Origin of the sequence: Bacillus sp. J14TS2 (assembly GCF_018333015.1) — a bacterium.
GTDB lineage: Bacteria > Bacillota > Bacilli > Bacillales > Bacillaceae_C > Lederbergia.
Map to the genome: position 1 here is coordinate 26314 of NZ_BORE01000021.1, position 18980 is coordinate 45293.

An 18980-nucleotide genomic window follows, 5' to 3' on the forward strand; every position below is an offset into this window, starting at 1 on the left:
TTTTTGGGTATTATTCGCTAGGGAATGTCTTTTTCACAAATTCGATGACTTCTTCTGACGTGTTCATGGATAAAACCGTCTCTTTTATCGTCTTTGCTTGTTCTTTTTCTAGCTCTTTTATTTGTGATCGCGCCGGTAGAATCGAGGTGGCGCTCATGGAGAATTCATCAAGCCCTAGACCAAGTAATAGGGGAATCGCGATGGGATCGCCGGCCATTTCCCCACACATCCCTACCCATTTTCCTTCTTGATGGGCGGCATCAATCACCATGGAGACGAGACGTAAAATTGCGGGATTGTATGGTTGATACAGGTAGCCTACACGTTCGTTCATACGGTCGGCTGCCATTGTGTATTGGATTAAGTCATTGGTGCCAATACTGAAGAAGTCAACCTCTTTCGCAAATTGATCTGCCAGCACAGCTGTGGATGGGATCTCGACCATCATGCCGATTTCGATTGAATCGGATACTTCGGCACCCTCTGCAACCAGCTGTGCCTTTTCCTCTTGCAAAATTGCTTTGGCTTCCTTTAATTCGGAAATCGTAGCAATCATCGGGAACATAATTTTCAAGTTTCCATAGTGGCTTGCCCGGAGTAAGGCCCGGAGTTGGGTACGGAATATGTCCTGTTCTTCTAAACATAAGCGAATGGCTCGAAAGCCTAAGAACGGGTTCATCTCTTTTGGCAGCTGTAAATAAGAGAGTTTTTTATCTCCGCCAATATCGAGGGTACGAACCACCACTGATTTCCCCGCCATTTTTTCCAAGACAGTTTTGTAGGCCTCAAACTGCTCGTCCTCTGTAGGCAGTTGGTCTTTGCCCATGTATAAAAACTCTGTTCGGTATAGCCCGACAGCTTCGCCGCCATTTTCTAACACAGCTTTTATATCATCCGGTGTCCCAATATTGGCGGCAAGCTCTACATGCTGGCCATCCTTCGATATAGTTGGTTCGTGAACCAGTTTTGCCCATTCCACTTTCTGTGCTTCGTATTTTGCCTTTTTTTCCTGATAGTAAGCCATCTCTTCAGCGGAAGGATCAATCAAAACCGCTCCATCCAAGCCATCCACAATTACCATCATTCCATTTTCAATCCGGGCGGTTGCTTGTTTTGTACCCACAACTGCTGGTATTTCCATCGATCGAGCCATAATGGCGGAGTGAGAAGTACGCCCTCCAATATCAGTGGTAAAACCTTTGACAAATTGGCGGTTGAGCTGGGCTGTATCCGAAGGGGTTAAATCTTCGGCAATGACCACAACTTCCTCCGAAATCAGACTTGGATTGGGGATTTGCACACCTAATAAGTTGGCAATCACACGTTTTGTAACATCCCGAATATCAGCGGCACGTTCTTTCATATAATCATTATCCATCGATTCGAAGATCGAAACAAACTGATCCGCGGTTTCCTTCATGGCTACCTCCGCATTGATTCCCTCTAACCCGATCTTATCCAACACGGGAGTGAGCAATTCCGGATCACTTAACACAAGTAAATGAGCGGCAAAAATGTCTGCTTTATCGGCACCCAATTCGCGGTTCGCATGGTCTTTAATCGTTTCAAGCTCTGCTTTAGACTGCTCGATGGCTTGTTCAAATCGTTGTTTTTCCGCCTCTTGATCTGCAATTTCCCGCTTTTCAATCGTCAGTTCAGGCTCCTGCAAACGATAGGCTTTGGCTATAGCAATACCCGCTGATGCGCCTATTCCTTGTAAATCAGTACTCATTCAGCATCAAGCCTCCTTTTTTCGATGTTTCTTTTATCCCGTATGACTTGTTCAGGCGACAGGTAGTCGCGAATTTAGCCTTTGATCTTCTGATTTCGTAGGAGATGAAGGAAAAGCTCCGTTAATTGAAGATTTCAATTTATATCAGAATGGCCTTAATTCTTAACCGTTATTTTCAATAAGTCTGTTACACCACTTTCCGCATCCGCGGTTTCAAAATGATCTACCGACTCAATAATATCGCCATTTGTCAGGACAATTGGGATGATCGAACTCGTCGCCTTCTCCTCAATCAGGTTTTTATCAAAGCGGACTAATACATCTCCTACCTTGACCTTATCGCCTTGGTTGACGAACGTTTCAAATCCTTCGCCTTCCATTTGAACGGTTTCTAAACCGATATGAATCAGAATTTCAATGCCGGTCTTTCCCTTCAATCCGATCGCGTGTTTCGTAGGGAATACCTGAATAACCTCCCCTTCTACTGGTGAAACAACTTGGCCATCTTTCGGTTCAATGGCGACTCCATCGCCCATCATCTTCTGTGAGAATACAGGATCAGGTACATCCTCCAGACTAACGACTTTTCCATTGACTGGGGCTTTCAGTATTTCCTCTGTTGGTTTTTCTTTCCCAAATAATTTTCGTAACATTTTTCAAACCTCCATGTAAGTGCGTGTTCAAAAGAAGGATAAAAAGGACCAAGTCGGCTAAAGGCGCTGACGTCCTGTCAGCAACGCCGACACTAGTACATCCTGTACGTCGAAAGTTCTAGGCGGTGCAGTTCTTGTAAAGGATGTACTGACTTCCGTGTTGCCCACAGGACGCGGGCGATTTTAACGGAAAATCCTTTCCCTAATACATGAGCACAAGGAAAGCATCCCTGAATCCGCATCGCACGAAGGAAAAGTGGTTTTCTTTTCCAAGGAGCGTAGAAACAAGCCAACGAGCTTGCGCGTGTTATGGTGACTTCGACGTTCGACACAGGACGTGTCGGTAGTTCCTTTATCTCGCAGTGTCATTTTTACCGGACTTTTTGAACATCTTCTGTAATCTATTGGTTTGCTAGTGTCCACTTTTGTACAGTTGCCTGACTTTTACTCGATGCCCCAAAAAGAATAGAGTCATCTAGTAGAGAAGGGTAAAACCGGGCAGTGAATGTCTCCTCACCGCCATTTATAAATATTTCAATTGAAGATGTATCAATAAATATCTGGAGTGAAGCTAGTGCCTCAACATGACATTGGCGCTTCTCCGGTAATCCGTCGGCATAGCTCTGTCGTTCTAGGGTGAAATTTCTATCCTCTTTTGAATAAATTAATCTTGCTGTTCCACCAATCGTAATATAAAAGATTCCCTCTACAACGTTTATCTGATCAATCATCAGTTCAAGCGTTTTTCCATGTACACCTGTTAGGTTAATGGTTTCCTGTACTAATTCCAGATAATGGGAATCAGGCGACCCTACCCGTAACTGTTCTAACTCTTTTACCGGTTTTTGATATATTTTCCCATCGATTAATTTTAATTCACGTGGAAGGGTCATATTATGAAGCCATTTATAGGGAATTGTCGGATGCTCTTGTTCATTTTGATCTGGTACAGCCATCCAGGCAAATAATATTCTTCTTCCTTTTTGATCTAGGGTGGTCTGAGGAGCATAGAAATCAAAACCACGATCTAATTCATCGAAAGGCCCATGTTGAAAGCTTGTCGTTTCCGGATCAAATGTTCCTACTACATATCCTGACTGATAGGCGTTTTGATATTTGAATCCTTGAGCAGACAGCCCTTGGGGAGAGAAAATTAATATGTCTTTTCCATTCAGGTTAAAAAGGTCCGGACATTCGAACATATGGCCGAATTGCCCTAGGGTCCCTTTTCCGCCTCCTGCTAATATCCCCATATGTGTCCAATCAGTAAGATTCTCAGAACGTAGTAGTGCCACTGCCCCATTTAATTCAGTTGTCTGAGCACCGACAACCATGAAATACGCTCCATTTTGCTGCCAAACCTTCGGATCGCGGAAATGGGCTGTATATTCATCTGGAAGATGTACAATCGGGCCTTTTTTAGAAAAGTCGATACCATCCTCACTGATGGCCAAGCATTGATAGGTTTGTCGATTCCCGTCTTCATCTTTCACATTGCCGGTATAAAACAAATAAAGCTTCCCGTTATGTTCAATTGCGCTTCCTGAATAACAGCCGTTTTTTTCAAACCATTCTGAAGGTGTTAGCGCAATAGGTTGCTCTTCCCAATGAACTAGATCTTTGGATGAAATATGCCCCCAAAACTTTGCACCATGACCTGTCTTAAATGGCATCCACTGATAAAAGAGATGGTATATTCCGTTCCACTGAATAAACCCATTTGGATCATTTAATAAACCAACCGGCGGCATCACATGATAATGGAGGCGGTACGGGTCTTTTTCTACTAACGCTTTATTGTTCTCCACTTCTTCCTCTGCCAGCAATCGAAGCCTTTTGTCTTCATTTAGCATTTCTTACTCGCCCACCAATTCAAAGGTTGCTTTTAACGGTAAGTCTTCACTGCTTGAGCCAATAAAAACATCAAATTGACCGATCTCACTAGCATAACTCAAATCACTGCGATAGATTTTTAGTTGCTCTTCGACGATTGTAAACGAAATGGTTGTCGTTTCACCCTTTTCAATAGACACCTTTTTAAAGTCCTTCAGAATCTTAACAGGTCTTGCAGTGCTGCCAAAGTGATCTCTTAAATAGAGTTGGACGATTTCCTCTCCATCATAATTTCCTATGTTCTCCACTTCAACCGTTACAACTAATTCATCATGTTTGTTCATCTGCTTCTTATTGAGAGAAAGATTCTTATATTTAAAGTTTGTATACGAGATTCCATAACCAAAGGGATACAATGGTTTATTAGATTCATCAATATAACGTGAAGCGAAGCGATAATAACCATTTTCAGCTAAGTCTGGTCTACCTGTGCTTAACTCACTATAAAAGACTGGTATTTGTCCCATACTTCTTGGGAAGGACATTGAAAGCTTCCCTGATGGATTCGTCACACCGTAAAGTATATTCGCTAAGGCTTCCCCACCCATAGTACCAGGAAACCATGCCTGAATAAGTGCATTTGAGTGTTTTTCAACATCCGTTAGGATCAATGGGCGGCCACTATAAATGATGGTAATGAGTGGTTTTTCTAATACACTGATAGCCTCGAATAATTCCTGTTGGGGTCTAGGAAGTGTAAGGTCTGTACGTGATCCACCTTCACCACTTTGATAGATGCTTTCACCTAATGCCAATATCACAACATCTGCATTCTCAGCTACTTTTACTGCTTCTGCTATTAATTCATCCTGACTGCTTAATTCATTAGGGATTTGCTCTTCAAATTTTCCAAGCGATTTTGTTGAACCCTTCTCTAATAAATGTGAACCTCTGCAAAATTGATTATGGTCATTCTTGGAAATCTTATCGATCCCCTCTTTTAAAGTAATGGTATCTTTTACATCGCCCTTTATTGCCCACATACCTAAAGTAGAAGTTTCATCATGATAAGGTCCGATTATCGCTGCCTTTTTATCTTTTTCAATTGGGAGGATGCCATCATTTTTTAACAAAACAATTGATTCTTCAGTAAGCCTTAAGGCTGTTTCCTTATGTTCCTTACTTAAGATACTACTGCTTCCCGCTGACTTATTTTTTAATCCCCTATAAGGATCTTCAAATAGACCAAGTTCATTTTTCAAGTTGACAATTCTATATACCGCTTCGTTTAACAATGTCATCATTTGTTCATTGGATTGAACGGCGGCTGCTAATTCATTTGCAAAAACAGAAGTTTTCATATCAATATCAACCGTAGCTTTTAAAGCAAGTTGAGCGGCTTCTTGCGCACCATTTGCATATCCATGAGTGATTAATTCTTCAACAGCCGCATAATCGGAGATCAGAACACCTGCAAATCCAAATTCATCTCGTAATATTTTTGTATTTAACCATTCATTTCCGGTTGAAGGAATCCCATTTAGTGTATTAAAAGCGGTCATTACAAGCTTTACTTTTGCTTTCACAGCTGCTAAGTAACTCGGTAGATATACTTCTCGCAACATGTGTTCAGACATATCAACTGCGTTATACTCACGTCCTGCTACAGGAGCTCCATAGGCAGCAAAATGCTTTACACAACCGGCAATTTTATCTTCCGGTATCGTGGTCTGTTCCGAACTTCCCTGAAGCCCTTCTACGACACTCTGGGCGTATAATTCGGCTATTAGGAGATCCTCTCCTGGAGACTCCATGACGCGTCCCCACCGAGGATCTCTTACAATATCGACCATAGGGGCAAACGTAACATGTACCCCTTCCTCATAGCACTCCTTAGCACTTACAGAAGCTGCTTCTTCAATTAAAGGGAAGTTCCAGCTACAAGCCTGGGCCAATGGAATAGGAAAGATCGTTCTAAATCCATAAATGATATCAGCCATAAAAAGCAAAGGAATTTTATGGCTTGAGTTTTTAAGATATTTATCTTGAATTTTTATTATTTCATCAGCGCTTGTAATATTTAGGATGGAACCCGTATGATAAATATTATACTCTTCGTGCAGTCCTAATTTTTTGATCGGACCCGTAACAGTGGTCTCAGTCCCATTCGCAAAGAAATCTCCAGTTAGTTGTACAAGTTGACCAATTTTTTCCTCAACAGAAAGAGAATCAATCAGAGCTAGAAGTCCATTTTTTTCCATCAGTAAAAATCCTTCCTAATTAATTCGTTTTTTGTTTATCTTTAAACCCAAAAAGATACGTTAGGATAAAGGCTACAGCGAATCCGATCACACACACTAAAACATAGCCAAAAATTTGGTTATTTAAGTAAAGCAAAAGTCCAGGAATCACTGTGATCGACATCCCTGTTGCTGATAATTGAAGTAATCCGGCAACAAATCCGCCTGCAGCTCCACCAATTAATCCCATAATAAACGGTTTTCCATAACGTAGTGTCACACCAAAGATTGCTGGTTCTGTAATTCCTAATAAAGCAGAAAAGGTTGATGGAAAAGCAATCGCCTTTGTCTTTATATTCCTTGATTTTACTGCAACTGCAAATGCAGCCCCAGCTTGCGCAGCAATAGAGGCCGAACTAATTGGGTTAACTAGGTTTTTGCCTGTATCTGCAAGCATTTGGATCTCAATTAAATTCAATGGATGATGTAATCCTGTTACAACAATAAGTTGATTGATACCACCATAAACTAGACCACCAATTCCGAATGGTAATTCTAAAATATACGTAACAGCAGTTAATAATAATAACTCTGCTTCATGAAAGACAGGTCCAATTAGGAAAAAGGCTAGAACGATCATGATAAGTAATGTTAAAAAGGGTGTAAGAATTAGGTCGAGTGCATTTGGTACCTTTTTCCGGATAAATGTTTCGATCTTCGCACCCAATGCTCCTGCGATAAATGCGGGCAAGACTGAGCCTTGATAACCAGCAACTTTTATAAATCCGAAGAATTTTATTGGTTCTTCTACATTTTGTGCAACATCCCATGAAGTTGGCAGGCTAGGGTTGACAAGCATTAACCCTAATAATATTCCTAATAATTGAGAGCCTCCAAACACTTTGAACGCCGACCAACAAACGAGTACTGGTAAGAAAGCAAACGCAGTATCTGTTAAGATTTCAGTAAATGTAATGAAATTATCTGAAATACTGTCTGGCGTTAAACCGAAAAACGCTAGGATCGAAGGCTGTAAAATTAACCCCCTTACCCCCATAAATAATCCGGTAGCGACCAACGCTGGAATAATTGGTACAAATACATCTCCAAAAAGACGAATTATTTTCAAGAAGATATTGTCATCTTTTTTGTCTGAAGCAATCTCTTTTAAGTCTGATTTTGTCGTACCAGAGATTCCTTCTTTAAGCATTGCTTCATAGACCCGATTCACGGTACCGGTTCCAAAAATAATTTGGTATTGTCCAGAAGTAAAGAAGACGCCCTTAGCCATATCGATCTCCTCAATTACTTCGTCATCAATCACATCGCGGTCTTTGACAATTAGCCTTAGCCGAGTCGCGCAATGGGCCATCGATATAATATTGTCTTTCCCGCCGACGCCTTCAATGACATCCTGAGCAATTTTTTGATAATCAGTATTACTCATTTTTTTTACCCCATTTCTGTAATAGTATTTATGTCAATTCATGCTATTTAAATGACCTATATCAACAATGATAATAGGAATACGCAAATAGGGCGTTGCACTTTTTTACTATTTAAGGGTCATTTTTTGACCTTTTATAGTGTTTAGGATTGATGTTCATGGTTAATTGGAAATAGTTCCTAAATGACTTTACATTTGAGAATCCTGATTCATATGCAATTTGTGTAAGTGTCTTATCAGTCGTATCCATAAGCACAATGGCCTTTTCTAAACAAAGGTTTCTTTTGAAATCTAAGAATGTCTGTCCAGTGATTGAATGAAATAGACGCGAGAGATAGGCTTCTGAATAACCACAAGCAGAGGCTGTTTCTTTTAGACTAGGGTTTTCTTTATAGTGTTTTTTTAAATACTCTACAACAATTTCAAGCTGCTTTAATTGCTTTCGTTCCTGATGTTTATCTTTTTCGTTATTGTTAGAAGCAAAATGGGTAATCAGCAAATATTTTAAGTTTAGTACTTTACTGCGTTCCATTAAGTAGTCATACTCATTCTGCGATAAATGATACGCTTTAATGTCGATTATAAGCTGTCTAATTTCATCTAATATTTCAGATTGCTCATGGCTTTCACAAGTACTTAACTGGATTGAGACCTTTTCTTCCTTAAGAAAATTTTCCGGGAACTGTATAATAGACACATGATTATGGGTAATGCTTTGGGTAGAATGTGGTGTGTCCGAATTAATAAATAGCAGATCACCACTATTCATAATAACCTTTCTTCCTTCATACCAAACTTTTAAGCTACCTTCTCTGCAAAAAATAAATTCAGGGCTATGATGCCAATGCATAGGAATAATTCTTTCTGTATCTTTTGCTTTAAATGAAAAGAATTTAATGGACTTTTTTTGATTGATTTCAATGTATTCGTATAAATTATTCAAAATCAAATGTCTCCCCTTCGGACATAACCGAAATAATAAGGGTCCTCTTTTCGTCGAACAATCGACTAAGGAGGACCCGAAGTTTGTTTTGCGTTTTTCTTATTGTCTAGCTACAGCGCCTAGTGACTAGCAAATTTACGGCTTCTTCCTACGATAAGTCAACATCGATTCACCCTTCAAGTTCATCGTGTTTCCTTTATCTCGTCAGAAGCCTTTAAATTTGTACGTCGCTGGACAGGCGCTTTCGCTTTTCGTATTAAGATTCCATTTGCCTTGCTAAAAAGCTGGCGGCTGTTTCGGCGGATTTTTGTTCAATTTCGCCAATTGTGCGATCTTTAGAGAAGATAACGACCGCGCCAATCGGATCACCGCTCGCAATTATCGGTGAAACAGCATAGGAGGTAAGTTCCTCTTGATTTCCTTCCACTAATATCGTATTTCCGGCATTTTTTTCAATCCGGGAAGTACGATCCGCCATCGATCTCTCAATCACTTCACCATTATGTTTATTCAAATAGTCCTTTTTAGAAATTCCAGCAACAGCAATGGCGCTGTCTCGGTCACAAATTAAAATAGAACTGCCTAGACTTTCAAATAAGGCTTCTGCATATTCCTTAGCAAAATCCCCCAATTCACTAATAGGTGAATATTTTTTCAAAATAACCTCGCCGTCTCGATCCACAAAGATCTCAAGTGGATCCCCCTCTCGAATTCTTAAGGTCCTGCGGATTTCTTTTGGGATAACCACTCTTCCCAAATCATCGATTCGACGAACGATACCAGTTGCTTTCATCTTATGTTGCCTCACTTTCATCTGATGATTTTCAGAAACACAATCCGATAGTCATGATTGGCAAATCTTTACCAATTAAGGAAGTGTCTCTGCTATTTTGCTTTCATTTCCAACGGTTGTTAAATTTAGTATCTTTCAGATGAAAAGTTCTATTCATAAATTCACTTATTTTTTTGGTCGGGGTATGCAAAAATGTTTTATTTTGTAATATCAACGACTAGCAGTTTTTAGTTCTTTCATTATTTTCTTAACCATTTCCAGCCATTCTTGTTGGTTCATTTTCCCGATTTGGATGGTTATTTTTAATTGAGAGCCATCCATACCAAGACCCACTTTTCTGCCAAATTGGCTACAAATCTTAAATACCTTCGAGCCGTCGGTTTCACCTGTACCTGTCTCTGACATGTGAATAGCAATTTCGGATTTGGATTGTTTGATCGATTCCAGTTTGGCCTCTTTTGCATATACTTTCATTTCAGCCACCGTAAATAATAATTCGACCTGCTCTGGGTAATCGCCAAAGCGATCAATCATTTCTTCTTGCAGTTCTCCAAGTTCTTCTAATGTATCAATGTTTCTAAAACGTTTGTACATCTCAATTTTTTGGCGTCCGTCCTTAATATAAGTATCCGGAATATAGGCATCCAGTTCTAATTCCACTTCAAATGCCGGCGGCTGTTGTTGAGTAATCTCGCCCCTGCGCTCATCAATCGCTTCCTTCAGCATTTGTGAGTATAAATCAAAACCTACTGAATCAATAAATCCATGTTGCTGAGATCCTAACAGATTTCCGGCACCTCGAATTGACAAATCTCGCATAGCAATTTTAAAGCCCGAACCCAATTCGGTAAATTCCTTAATTGATTGTAATCTTTTTTCTGCGACTTCTGTCAGCACTTTATTTCTTCTGTACGTAAAATACGCATAAGCAACGCGATTGGAACGCCCGACTCGTCCTCTTAATTGATAGAGTTGGGAAAGACCCATCCGATCAGCATCATGAACAATTAATGTATTCACATTTGGGATATCTACACCTGTTTCAATAATCGTTGTTGTTACTAATACATCGAATTCTCCATCAAGAAAGCTAAGAATCACTGATTCTAATTCTGTCTCTGTCATCTGCCCATGGGCATAGGCCACTCTCGCATCAGGTACGAGTAAAGAGACTTCTTCTGCTTTTCTCTCGATATCCTCGACACGATTATATAAGAAATAGACTTGGCCTCCTCTGGCAAGTTCCCGTTCAATTGATTCCTTGACAAGGGAGCCATTATACTCCATCACGTATGTTTGGATTGGAAAGCGATTTTCCGGTGGTGTTTCGATAACAGATAAATCTCGTACTCCCAGCATTGACATATGCAAAGTTCTTGGGATTGGCGTTGCTGTAAGGGTCAATACATCAATATTAGCCTTTAACTGTTTCAATTTTTCCTTATGGGTTACACCAAAACGTTGTTCTTCATCCACAATTAATAACCCTAAGTCTGCAAACTGAACATCCTTAGATAAAAGCCGATGTGTTCCAACTACAATATCGATCGTTCCATTTTTTAAGCCCTTTGTTGTTTCCGTTTGTTGTTTTCTCGTTCGGAATCGGCTAAGGGAACTAATATTGATAGGATAGTCTTGAAATCTCTCTTTCACTGTTTCAAAATGTTGCTGGGCTAATATTGTCGTTGGCACAAGAAACGCGACCTGTTTTCCTTCCATAATCGCTTTAAAAGCTGCTCGAATGGCGACTTCAGTTTTTCCGTAGCCTACATCTCCGCATAAAAGTCGATCCATCGGTCTTTCCTTCTCCATATCTCGCTTAATTTCCACAATAGAACGCAACTGATCCTCTGTCTCCTGATAAGGGAAAGAGGTTTCTAGCTCTCTTTGCATATCACCATCTGGCGAAAAAGCATAGCCTCTGGCCGCTTCTCTTTCTGCATATAGCTTAATCAGATCATCTGCAATATCTTTAACAGATGTTTCCACTTTCTTTTTAACACGTTTCCAGTCACTGCCGCCTAATTTATAGATTTTAGGGTCTTTTCCTTCAGAGGCGACATATTTTTGCACTAAGTCAATTTGTTCTACAGGTACATATAACTTGTCACTGCCTTGATACCTTAAATGCAAATAATCTTTATGCACCCCATTAATGACAAGTGTTTCAATACCAAGGTATTTTCCAATCCCATGATTAACATGAACAACATAATCGCCTACTTGTAATTCAGAATAACTTTTAATTCGTTCAGCATTTGATAACTTTTGCTTTCTTTTTACTTTTCTTGTTGTTTTATTAAAAATTTCTTCTTCCGTAATAACAGCCATTCTGGATCCTTGTAATTCAAAACCTGTCGTCAGTGAACCGATCATAATTTGAATTCCGGAGTCCCTTATTGAGGGTTCCTTTACAACGGCTGCTTCTATTTCGTAATCCTCTAAAACCGAATGTAGCTTTTCGGCTCTTTCTTGGTTAGGAGCTAAAAAAATAACGGAATATTGGTTATGATGCCAGCGATCTACTTCTCCCTTTAACACATGCATTTGACCATGGAAGTTTTGCATTGGTTTACAAGAAATATTGGAGATATTTTGTGGATTGGTATTCGCTATATGGCGCAAAAACATTGAAAGATAAATTTTAGGCTGTGATCGATGGGTAGTCATTAATTCTGAGAACTGGAATGATACAGGAACATCGTGCACCATTTCCCCTTGTTCTAATAAGGATGTATACCACTCTGCTTCTTCCTTTTCCAATCTTTCATTCATTTCTTGAATACGACTCATCTCATCAAAGATAAGTAAATCATTGGTAGAAAGATAATCTAGTAAACTTGCTGCTGGATCATAATCAAAAGACAAGTACTTGAAAAATTGCTCTGGCTTCTGCCCATTCCGCAATTGTTCTAAGTCATACCCAATCTTCTCTGCCATTTTTTCCTTTGCATCTTGACTTCTCAATTTTTTTAAAGACTTGGCAAGGGACTCTTCCAATTTTGTGGCAATCGCCTTTAGTTGTGCGCTGCCAACAGGTGATTCAGTAGCAGGGCCGATCAATATCCTTTCTCTCTTTTCCTTTGACCGTTGATCTTCCAAAGAAAAGGTTCGAATAGAATCTATTTCTGTATCAAACAATTCAATTCGAATCGGATCTGTTTCAGTTAATGGGTAAATATCAATAATTCCCCCACGCATACTAAATTCACCTGGAGCACTTACCATATCTGTCCGTTGATATCCCATTTCTACAAATCGTAGTATCTCTTTCTCTACATTTAATTCTCCGCCGACCTCAATAGCCAGTAAATGCTTCTGCCATTCAGTTGGAGTAGGCAAAATTCTCCTCAGACCTGCAACAGGCACAACAAAAACACCAGGCTGACCAGATGCCATATAATTCAGGGTCTCAATTCGTTGCGCACGTAGCTCAGGACTTGCGATACCAATTTCTGCGGCAATCAATTCATTAGCCGGATAAAGAAATAAACGTTCCTCACCCATTAATTGCTGCAAATCCTCATATATCTTCTGTGCTTGTAAAAGATTATGTGTCACGACAATGATTGACTTCTCTGTATTATTCGCAACAGATGCAATAACGGCGGATCTTGCAGAACCAGTTAATCCTGAAACAAGCTGTTCTTCTAAATTCTCATCTATTCCTGATAAAATTGATTGTATTTCTGTTTGTTGTGAAATTAAATTTGTTAATGCTTCCATACCTTACTCCTTTTTCTAAAAAGCTTTGAACAAAAGCGCTAGCACCTTGATGTAAGAAGAAAGGCTAAATTCGCGCCGTCCTGGCGGCAGACGCAAACGCGACGTCCTGTCGCTTCGTCTGCACTAGTACCTCCTGTACGTCGCAACGCCCTTCTGACCAACATCCTGTTGGCCTCCGACAAGCAAATGTTCTTGAACCTGGGAAGAGGCTTTTTCCCTTCATAGGTTCAGGGTTATTTGACCTCGTAGGGCTAGACACTGGAGCTAAATCCAAACTAGCGCCCTTGTTAGCCCAAATGCTAAATGTATAAAGTACTAAATGTAAAAAAACTGATTTTGTTAACAGAAAAATGCTTTGGATAACAGTCCAAAGCGTTTAATGAATAAAAAAGTCATACTGATGCAAATCAGGATTTTTCTCAAAAGCCTTTTGGCAATTCTCACAAATAGTTTGAATTTGGATATCTCCATTTCCACTATAAGTGATCATTTCTTGTCTTTCAATTTCATTTAATTGATGAATACCTAATTCTTCCTCGGTAAGTAGTTCACCATCAATTTTCCCTACTTCTGTAGCACAATGACGGCAAAAATACTGAACCTTCATAAAAATGCGCCTCCTTACAAAAACAATCGGTTCATATAGTATGAACAGGTTTGTAAAGAGTTATTCATCATTAGATATTAAACTGATTCATCACTTCAAGAAAGGGCTTTTCAAACCAAGCCTCACAAGCATCCGCACACTTATCAATCACAGGCTGCATGTATTGCCATTCTTCTTTATGGAATTCCCCTAATACATAATCCGGTACAGTCATGCCCGTAGGCGGACGATTAATCCCCACGCGAATTCGGTTAAATTCTTGTGTACCCAAATGGGCAATCATTGATTTTATGCCATTATGGCCACCAGCACTTCCCTTTTGTCGTAAACGAATCTTCCCTACCGGTAAATCTAAATCATCATAAATCACTAATAAATCTTCTTGCTTTATATCAAAATAGTCCATCATAGGGCGGATACAGTCTCCCGATAAGTTCATAAAGGTGAGAGGTTTTACAAGAAGAATCTTTTCTCCATTATGATGAAGCAAAGAATACACCCCATTAAATTTTGCTTTTGTTAGCGGGATACCATATCGATCAGCCAAGTGGTCTACCACTTCGAAGCCAATATTATGCCTTGTTCGATTATATGATCGACCCGGATTTCCTAATCCAGCAATTAATTTCATCTTTTATACACTCCAATATATCACACAATGACCATTCCCTTTATTATACAGGAAAGTCGTTCCTAAGAGAACTGCCTTTTTAACAAGAAAAGCGCAAGGCGCCCGCCTATCGGCGACAAGAAAATGTTCTGAGACAAAGAAAGGCGTTCTTTGCCTTTCATTGGCTCAGGTTATTTGACCTCGAGCCGATGGCGCCTGGAGCTAGACACCAACCACAAGGTAAACAGTTATCCACAAGCAACAATTTTATAGTTTCCTTAACAAGAACAAAAGCGCAAGCGCCTTGAACTAGGAAGAAAGGCTAAATTCGCGCCGTCCTGGCGCAACGCCGATAGACTCGCTCCTGCGAGCCTCGAAGCAATCTTAAGAAAGACTTTATGCTTTCTTATCTTTGAACGAAAGCGTAAGCACCTTGGTTCAAGGTAGATCCGCCATTAGCCAAATCTTTTATCTTTCTTAAACTTTTAAAAGAGCACAGCGATAAAGCGCAGCCTTGCTTCGGCTGCGCAGTCTCACTTTTATATAATCAAAATCCTTGTTTATATTATTCTTCAGAAGACTTGTCTTCACCAATGACTTCCGGTTCAGCTTGAGTATCTGAATCAGTAGATTCTTCCTCTTCTTCTCTCGGTGGCTGTACAGTGACAATTGTTTCTACTTCTTCATGATTAATCGTGATATTATATTTATCTTTAATATCTCCCACTGTTATAGTGTCACCGATTTGTTGATCCGTAACATCCACCTCGAAAACTTCTGGGATATTGCTTGGTGTTGCTGTCACACTTAGTTCGTACAGGACTTGCTGGGTGACGCCACCTTGCTTAGCACCTTCCGCTTCCCCAACTAGTTCAACACGCACAAGAGCATCCATTTCTTGTTTCATATCAACCGCTAGAAAATCGGCATGTGTTACTTCATTTTTAATTGGATCTTGTTGATATTCATGCAGAATAACATTGGTTTTCTTTCCATCTAGATTTAAAGCAATAACACCATTTCTTCCGACCTCACGCATCGTTTTAATAAATTCAATGCTATTGATGAAAATAGGTGTATTTTCAACTCGGTAACCGTATACAACGGCGGGTATATCTCCACGCTCGCGAATTTCTGTTAATTGTGAACGACGTCCGTGTTCACGACGATTTGCAGCTAAAACTGATTCCATTAATGACACGACCTCTCGCAATTATTCAAAATACTATACTTCTATCTATACCCTACCACATTAGAAAATAAACTTCTAATGAAAAGGTTTCAAATTCAGAAATACTCTGAATATGCGGAATTAAAAAGTAAGTCTTAGCCTTCTAGAAAAAGCAGTATGAACACAATTAGATTTCGTTTTCAAACATTTTATTGCTGGGCTTTCGCATCTTCAACAGCAACATTGATCTCTTCTTCCAGTTCTCTTAATGCTGAATTCACATCAATGTCTGTTTCTGCTAATTTCAAGATTGTTTCATCATAATTAACGAATGAATCCCAACGGCTAACTTGTTCGTATTCGGCTGGTGTCCGCTGATAAAATGCTAGGACATTCTTGCCTTCATAGCCCGGATCATCCTGCCCATATTGTGCTTCCAGATCTGCATCAATATAAGCCGGCCCACCAGCTGCCGTACGTGCCCTTCTTGTTTGGTTTTCTTTCGAGACGTATTCCATCAACACTTCAAAAGCAAGCTCAATATTGTCACTATGCTTATTAATCATCATTGGTGTCGTGCCGAGATAATGCCCCGTATCTGGCTGCTCTTTCCAAACTGGCTGTGGAGCAATTTCAATATTTTCTCTTGTATACTCCATTTCTCCATATTCCCCAGTTAAGAAAGATTGCCAATCAATTGCCATAGCTGCCATATTATCCTGGAACATATTGCCATCATGATCCTTTTGCCACTCGTAGATACTAGGAATTCGATAATATTCATAAAGCAATTCAAAGTATTGCTTAAAACGCGGGTCTTCTGTCACAAGAGACTCTCCAGTCTCAGGATCAGTCGCATTAATGGCTAGTTGACGGAGTGGCAAAGAGATGGAAGAGCCGCGAACAGAGTCGCTACCGCTTAACTGCAAACCAATATAATTGATTCCATTCCGTTCTCCTGTCATTTCTCGCGCTAAATCAAGTAATTCGTCCCAAGTCATACTCTCTTCTGGATCGGGATAAGGCACCCCGAACAGATCAAAGATTTCTTTGTTGTAATATAGTGTGGCATAACCCGTTCCATCCGGCATACCAATTAATCGCCCTTCTCCAGCTGGATCCAGCGCTCTGATATATGCCACAAGCCCAGGGTCAAGACTGTCTAAATCAAAATCAAACTGTTCAACTAAATCATCTAAAGGAAGTAGCATATCTAAATCTTCTAATATATGCACCCCTCCGCCTGTAATAATATCAGGGGTTACACCACTAGCCATAACCTCCTGCAGGTTCTCAGACGTTACATCACTTTGAATATGTTGAAGTGACACATGATCCATCTTATGGTTCACTAACCCCATTCGATCCTGCATTCGCTCCTCATCCCAGCGATCCACCATCGTGATCACAACGGGTTCTTCTTCATTTGTTGCTTCTTCTTGCGATGATTCTGCAGAATCATCTTGTAAATCAGGGGCAATAATTTCTGACGCGCCGCTGCTACCATTATTGTTTGAACAAGCCATTAATACGATTCCTATCAATCCTAAAAGAACAAGTAATTTTATTGGTTTAAAAGATGTAGGCATCTTCTTCCCTCTCTCCATTAAAAGTAAGCGCCATTGGTTAACGCTTTTATATCAAAATATATTCCAGACAGGACCTCCACTCTATATACCGAAGAGTGGTGCACCCTTTTTGCTGTTGTTTGAATTGAAGTTTATTGCAATATAATCAGCTCAAAAGGAACATGGTCCTTAAACAATTATCTCATCAGATTAATTCTCCTTTTCTTGTAACTCTTGGACTTTTTTATCGGCTTCTTCTTCCGCTTCGCGGAGAACCGTATTAATATCTACTTTGTCAATCGCAAGCTTGCGCTGGGCTTCTCCTAAAACAGAGTAAATATCAGCATCATACCGTGTCGGTGTTGGCGTTGGGGCTGGCTCAACAGAAAATATATCATCGAGTACATCTTGTTCATATAAACCCGCTCCTTCTGCATAAGCCCCACGAATTTCTTCATTATCAAGGACGCTCAAACGCAGTACCTCTTTCCCAAGATATGTTTGCGCCTCCTCTGTCACAAGCTCTGCCACTGCGAGCATTGCCGCTTCACGATTTTCGGCTGTTTCAGGCACTAAAAATAAATGATAGTCAATTTCCCTTCCAAGGTCTGGATGCTCAGATGTTGTCGGAAAGCTTGTAAGGCCCCAGTTTACTCCAGTTTCCTCCATGATAGGAATCCGACTTGTAAAGGCAGCAAACCAATATGGTACCATCGCCAAGCGCCGCTCTTCCATGAAAAAATTGAAATTATAATTATACTGTTCCTCGTTTACAACCCCGGGCATCTGGTATAACTGTTCAAGCTGTCTAAAAATCTCTTGATATTCAGGTGTATTGATGGTTGCCTTGTCATTTTCATCGACAACTGGCAGGGATCTTGGGCGGGACATAATTTGCGGCCCTCCTGGAGAGAACCCAATATAATCTGTTCCTCCGACATTTCCTGTCACTTGTTTAGACAGCTCGATCACCTCATCCCATGTCATCCCCGACTCTGGATAAGAAACGCCAAATTGATCAAAAATATCTTTATTATAGGCAAGGACTCCTTGGTTCATAGAAACAGGCATTCCATAAATAGCTCCTGGCTTCCCTGTCAGCTCCGCAAAACTATTCAAGTTTTCTACAATAGCCGGGTTAAACTGGTCGAGAGAAAGACCACTTGTCTCAAAAAATTCGGACATATCTCCTGCAAGCTCCATGTCAATCTGCTCTAATAAGCTATAATTACTGGTTGCAATCAAATCAGGCACCTTACCCGATGCAATCATTTCTTCGATATTGACATCTTTCAACATCTCGATCGAAAGATTCGGATACTTTTCAAGAGCTGGCGCAAACAACTCATCGGCCATTTCCTGATCAATAATCCCCATCGCCTTATTCCAAAGCGTTAATGTAACAGGTTCATCGAATACAGATTCATCCACTACTTCTGCTTCATTTGCATCATTATCATCCCCACTTGTGTCTTGAGCACCGTTCTGACATCCGATTAATACCAGAACCATGAAACCAAGATAAACAACTAGTGATTTCTTCATTACCCCTCAATCCCTTCATCGTTTTGTGTTTTATCCGGAAAACAGAAAACAACCCTAATACGAATTGACAAATATCAATTCGTATTAGGGTTGTCTCAGTTCGTCTCCACCC

General features: G+C 40.2%; 13 protein-coding genes. All 13 read right to left on the reverse strand.

Translation table 11 applies throughout. The features are described from left to right. Positions 1-10: 10 nt before the first annotated feature. A complete protein-coding gene (ptsP, locus tag KI375_RS23695; protein ID WP_212975861.1) occupies positions 11-1732 on the reverse strand; it encodes a phosphoenolpyruvate--protein phosphotransferase in 1722 nt (573 codons plus the stop codon). 155 nt (positions 1733-1887) lie between these two features. Then, positions 1888-2385, reverse strand: a complete 498-nt coding sequence (locus KI375_RS23700; RefSeq protein WP_212975862.1) for a PTS sugar transporter subunit IIA — start codon at positions 2383-2385, stop codon at positions 1888-1890. Between the two features lie 401 nt (positions 2386-2786). Next, positions 2787-4238: a glycoside hydrolase family 32 protein gene (locus KI375_RS23705; RefSeq protein WP_212975863.1), complete on the reverse strand. Its 1452-nt coding sequence runs from the start codon at positions 4236-4238 to the stop codon at positions 2787-2789. Between the two features lie 3 nt (positions 4239-4241). Further along, on the reverse strand, positions 4242-6479 hold the full coding sequence (gene bglX / locus KI375_RS23710; RefSeq protein ID WP_212975864.1) for a beta-glucosidase BglX: 2238 nt from the start codon (positions 6477-6479) through the stop codon (positions 4242-4244). A gap of 19 nt (positions 6480-6498) precedes the next feature. After that, positions 6499-7905: a sucrose-specific PTS transporter subunit IIBC gene (locus KI375_RS23715; protein WP_212975865.1), complete on the reverse strand. Its 1407-nt coding sequence runs from the start codon at positions 7903-7905 to the stop codon at positions 6499-6501. A gap of 112 nt (positions 7906-8017) precedes the next feature. Continuing rightward, positions 8018-8848, reverse strand: coding sequence for an AraC family transcriptional regulator (locus KI375_RS23720; protein ID WP_212975866.1), 831 nt, complete (start codon positions 8846-8848; stop codon positions 8018-8020). A 256-nt stretch (positions 8849-9104) separates the two neighbouring features. Further along, positions 9105-9641, reverse strand: coding sequence for a stage V sporulation protein T (gene spoVT / locus KI375_RS23725; protein WP_207452973.1), 537 nt, complete (start codon positions 9639-9641; stop codon positions 9105-9107). Between the two features lie 210 nt (positions 9642-9851). Beyond that, positions 9852-13367 carry a transcription-repair coupling factor gene (gene mfd, locus KI375_RS23730; protein WP_212975867.1) on the reverse strand — a complete coding sequence of 1172 codons (3516 nt, stop codon included), beginning with the start codon at positions 13365-13367 and terminating at the stop codon, positions 9852-9854. A gap of 376 nt (positions 13368-13743) precedes the next feature. Beyond that, positions 13744-13974 (reverse strand): anti-sigma-F factor Fin, encoded by a 231-nt coding sequence (gene fin, locus KI375_RS23735; protein ID WP_207452975.1) that lies wholly within the window; start codon positions 13972-13974, stop codon positions 13744-13746. Between the two features lie 70 nt (positions 13975-14044). After that, positions 14045-14605 carry an aminoacyl-tRNA hydrolase gene (pth, locus tag KI375_RS23740; RefSeq protein ID WP_212975868.1) on the reverse strand — a complete coding sequence of 187 codons (561 nt, stop codon included), beginning with the start codon at positions 14603-14605 and terminating at the stop codon, positions 14045-14047. 544 nt (positions 14606-15149) lie between these two features. Further along, positions 15150-15776 carry a 50S ribosomal protein L25/general stress protein Ctc gene (locus KI375_RS23745; RefSeq protein ID WP_212975869.1) on the reverse strand — a complete coding sequence of 209 codons (627 nt, stop codon included), beginning with the start codon at positions 15774-15776 and terminating at the stop codon, positions 15150-15152. Between the two features lie 188 nt (positions 15777-15964). Further along, positions 15965-17344 (reverse strand): ABC transporter substrate-binding protein, encoded by a 1380-nt coding sequence (locus KI375_RS23750; RefSeq protein ID WP_212975870.1) that lies wholly within the window; start codon positions 17342-17344, stop codon positions 15965-15967. Positions 17345-17533: 189 nt separating this feature from the next. Continuing rightward, a complete protein-coding gene (locus KI375_RS23755) occupies positions 17534-18868 on the reverse strand; it encodes an ABC transporter substrate-binding protein (protein ID WP_212975871.1) in 1335 nt (444 codons plus the stop codon). Positions 18869-18980 lie beyond the last annotated feature (112 nt).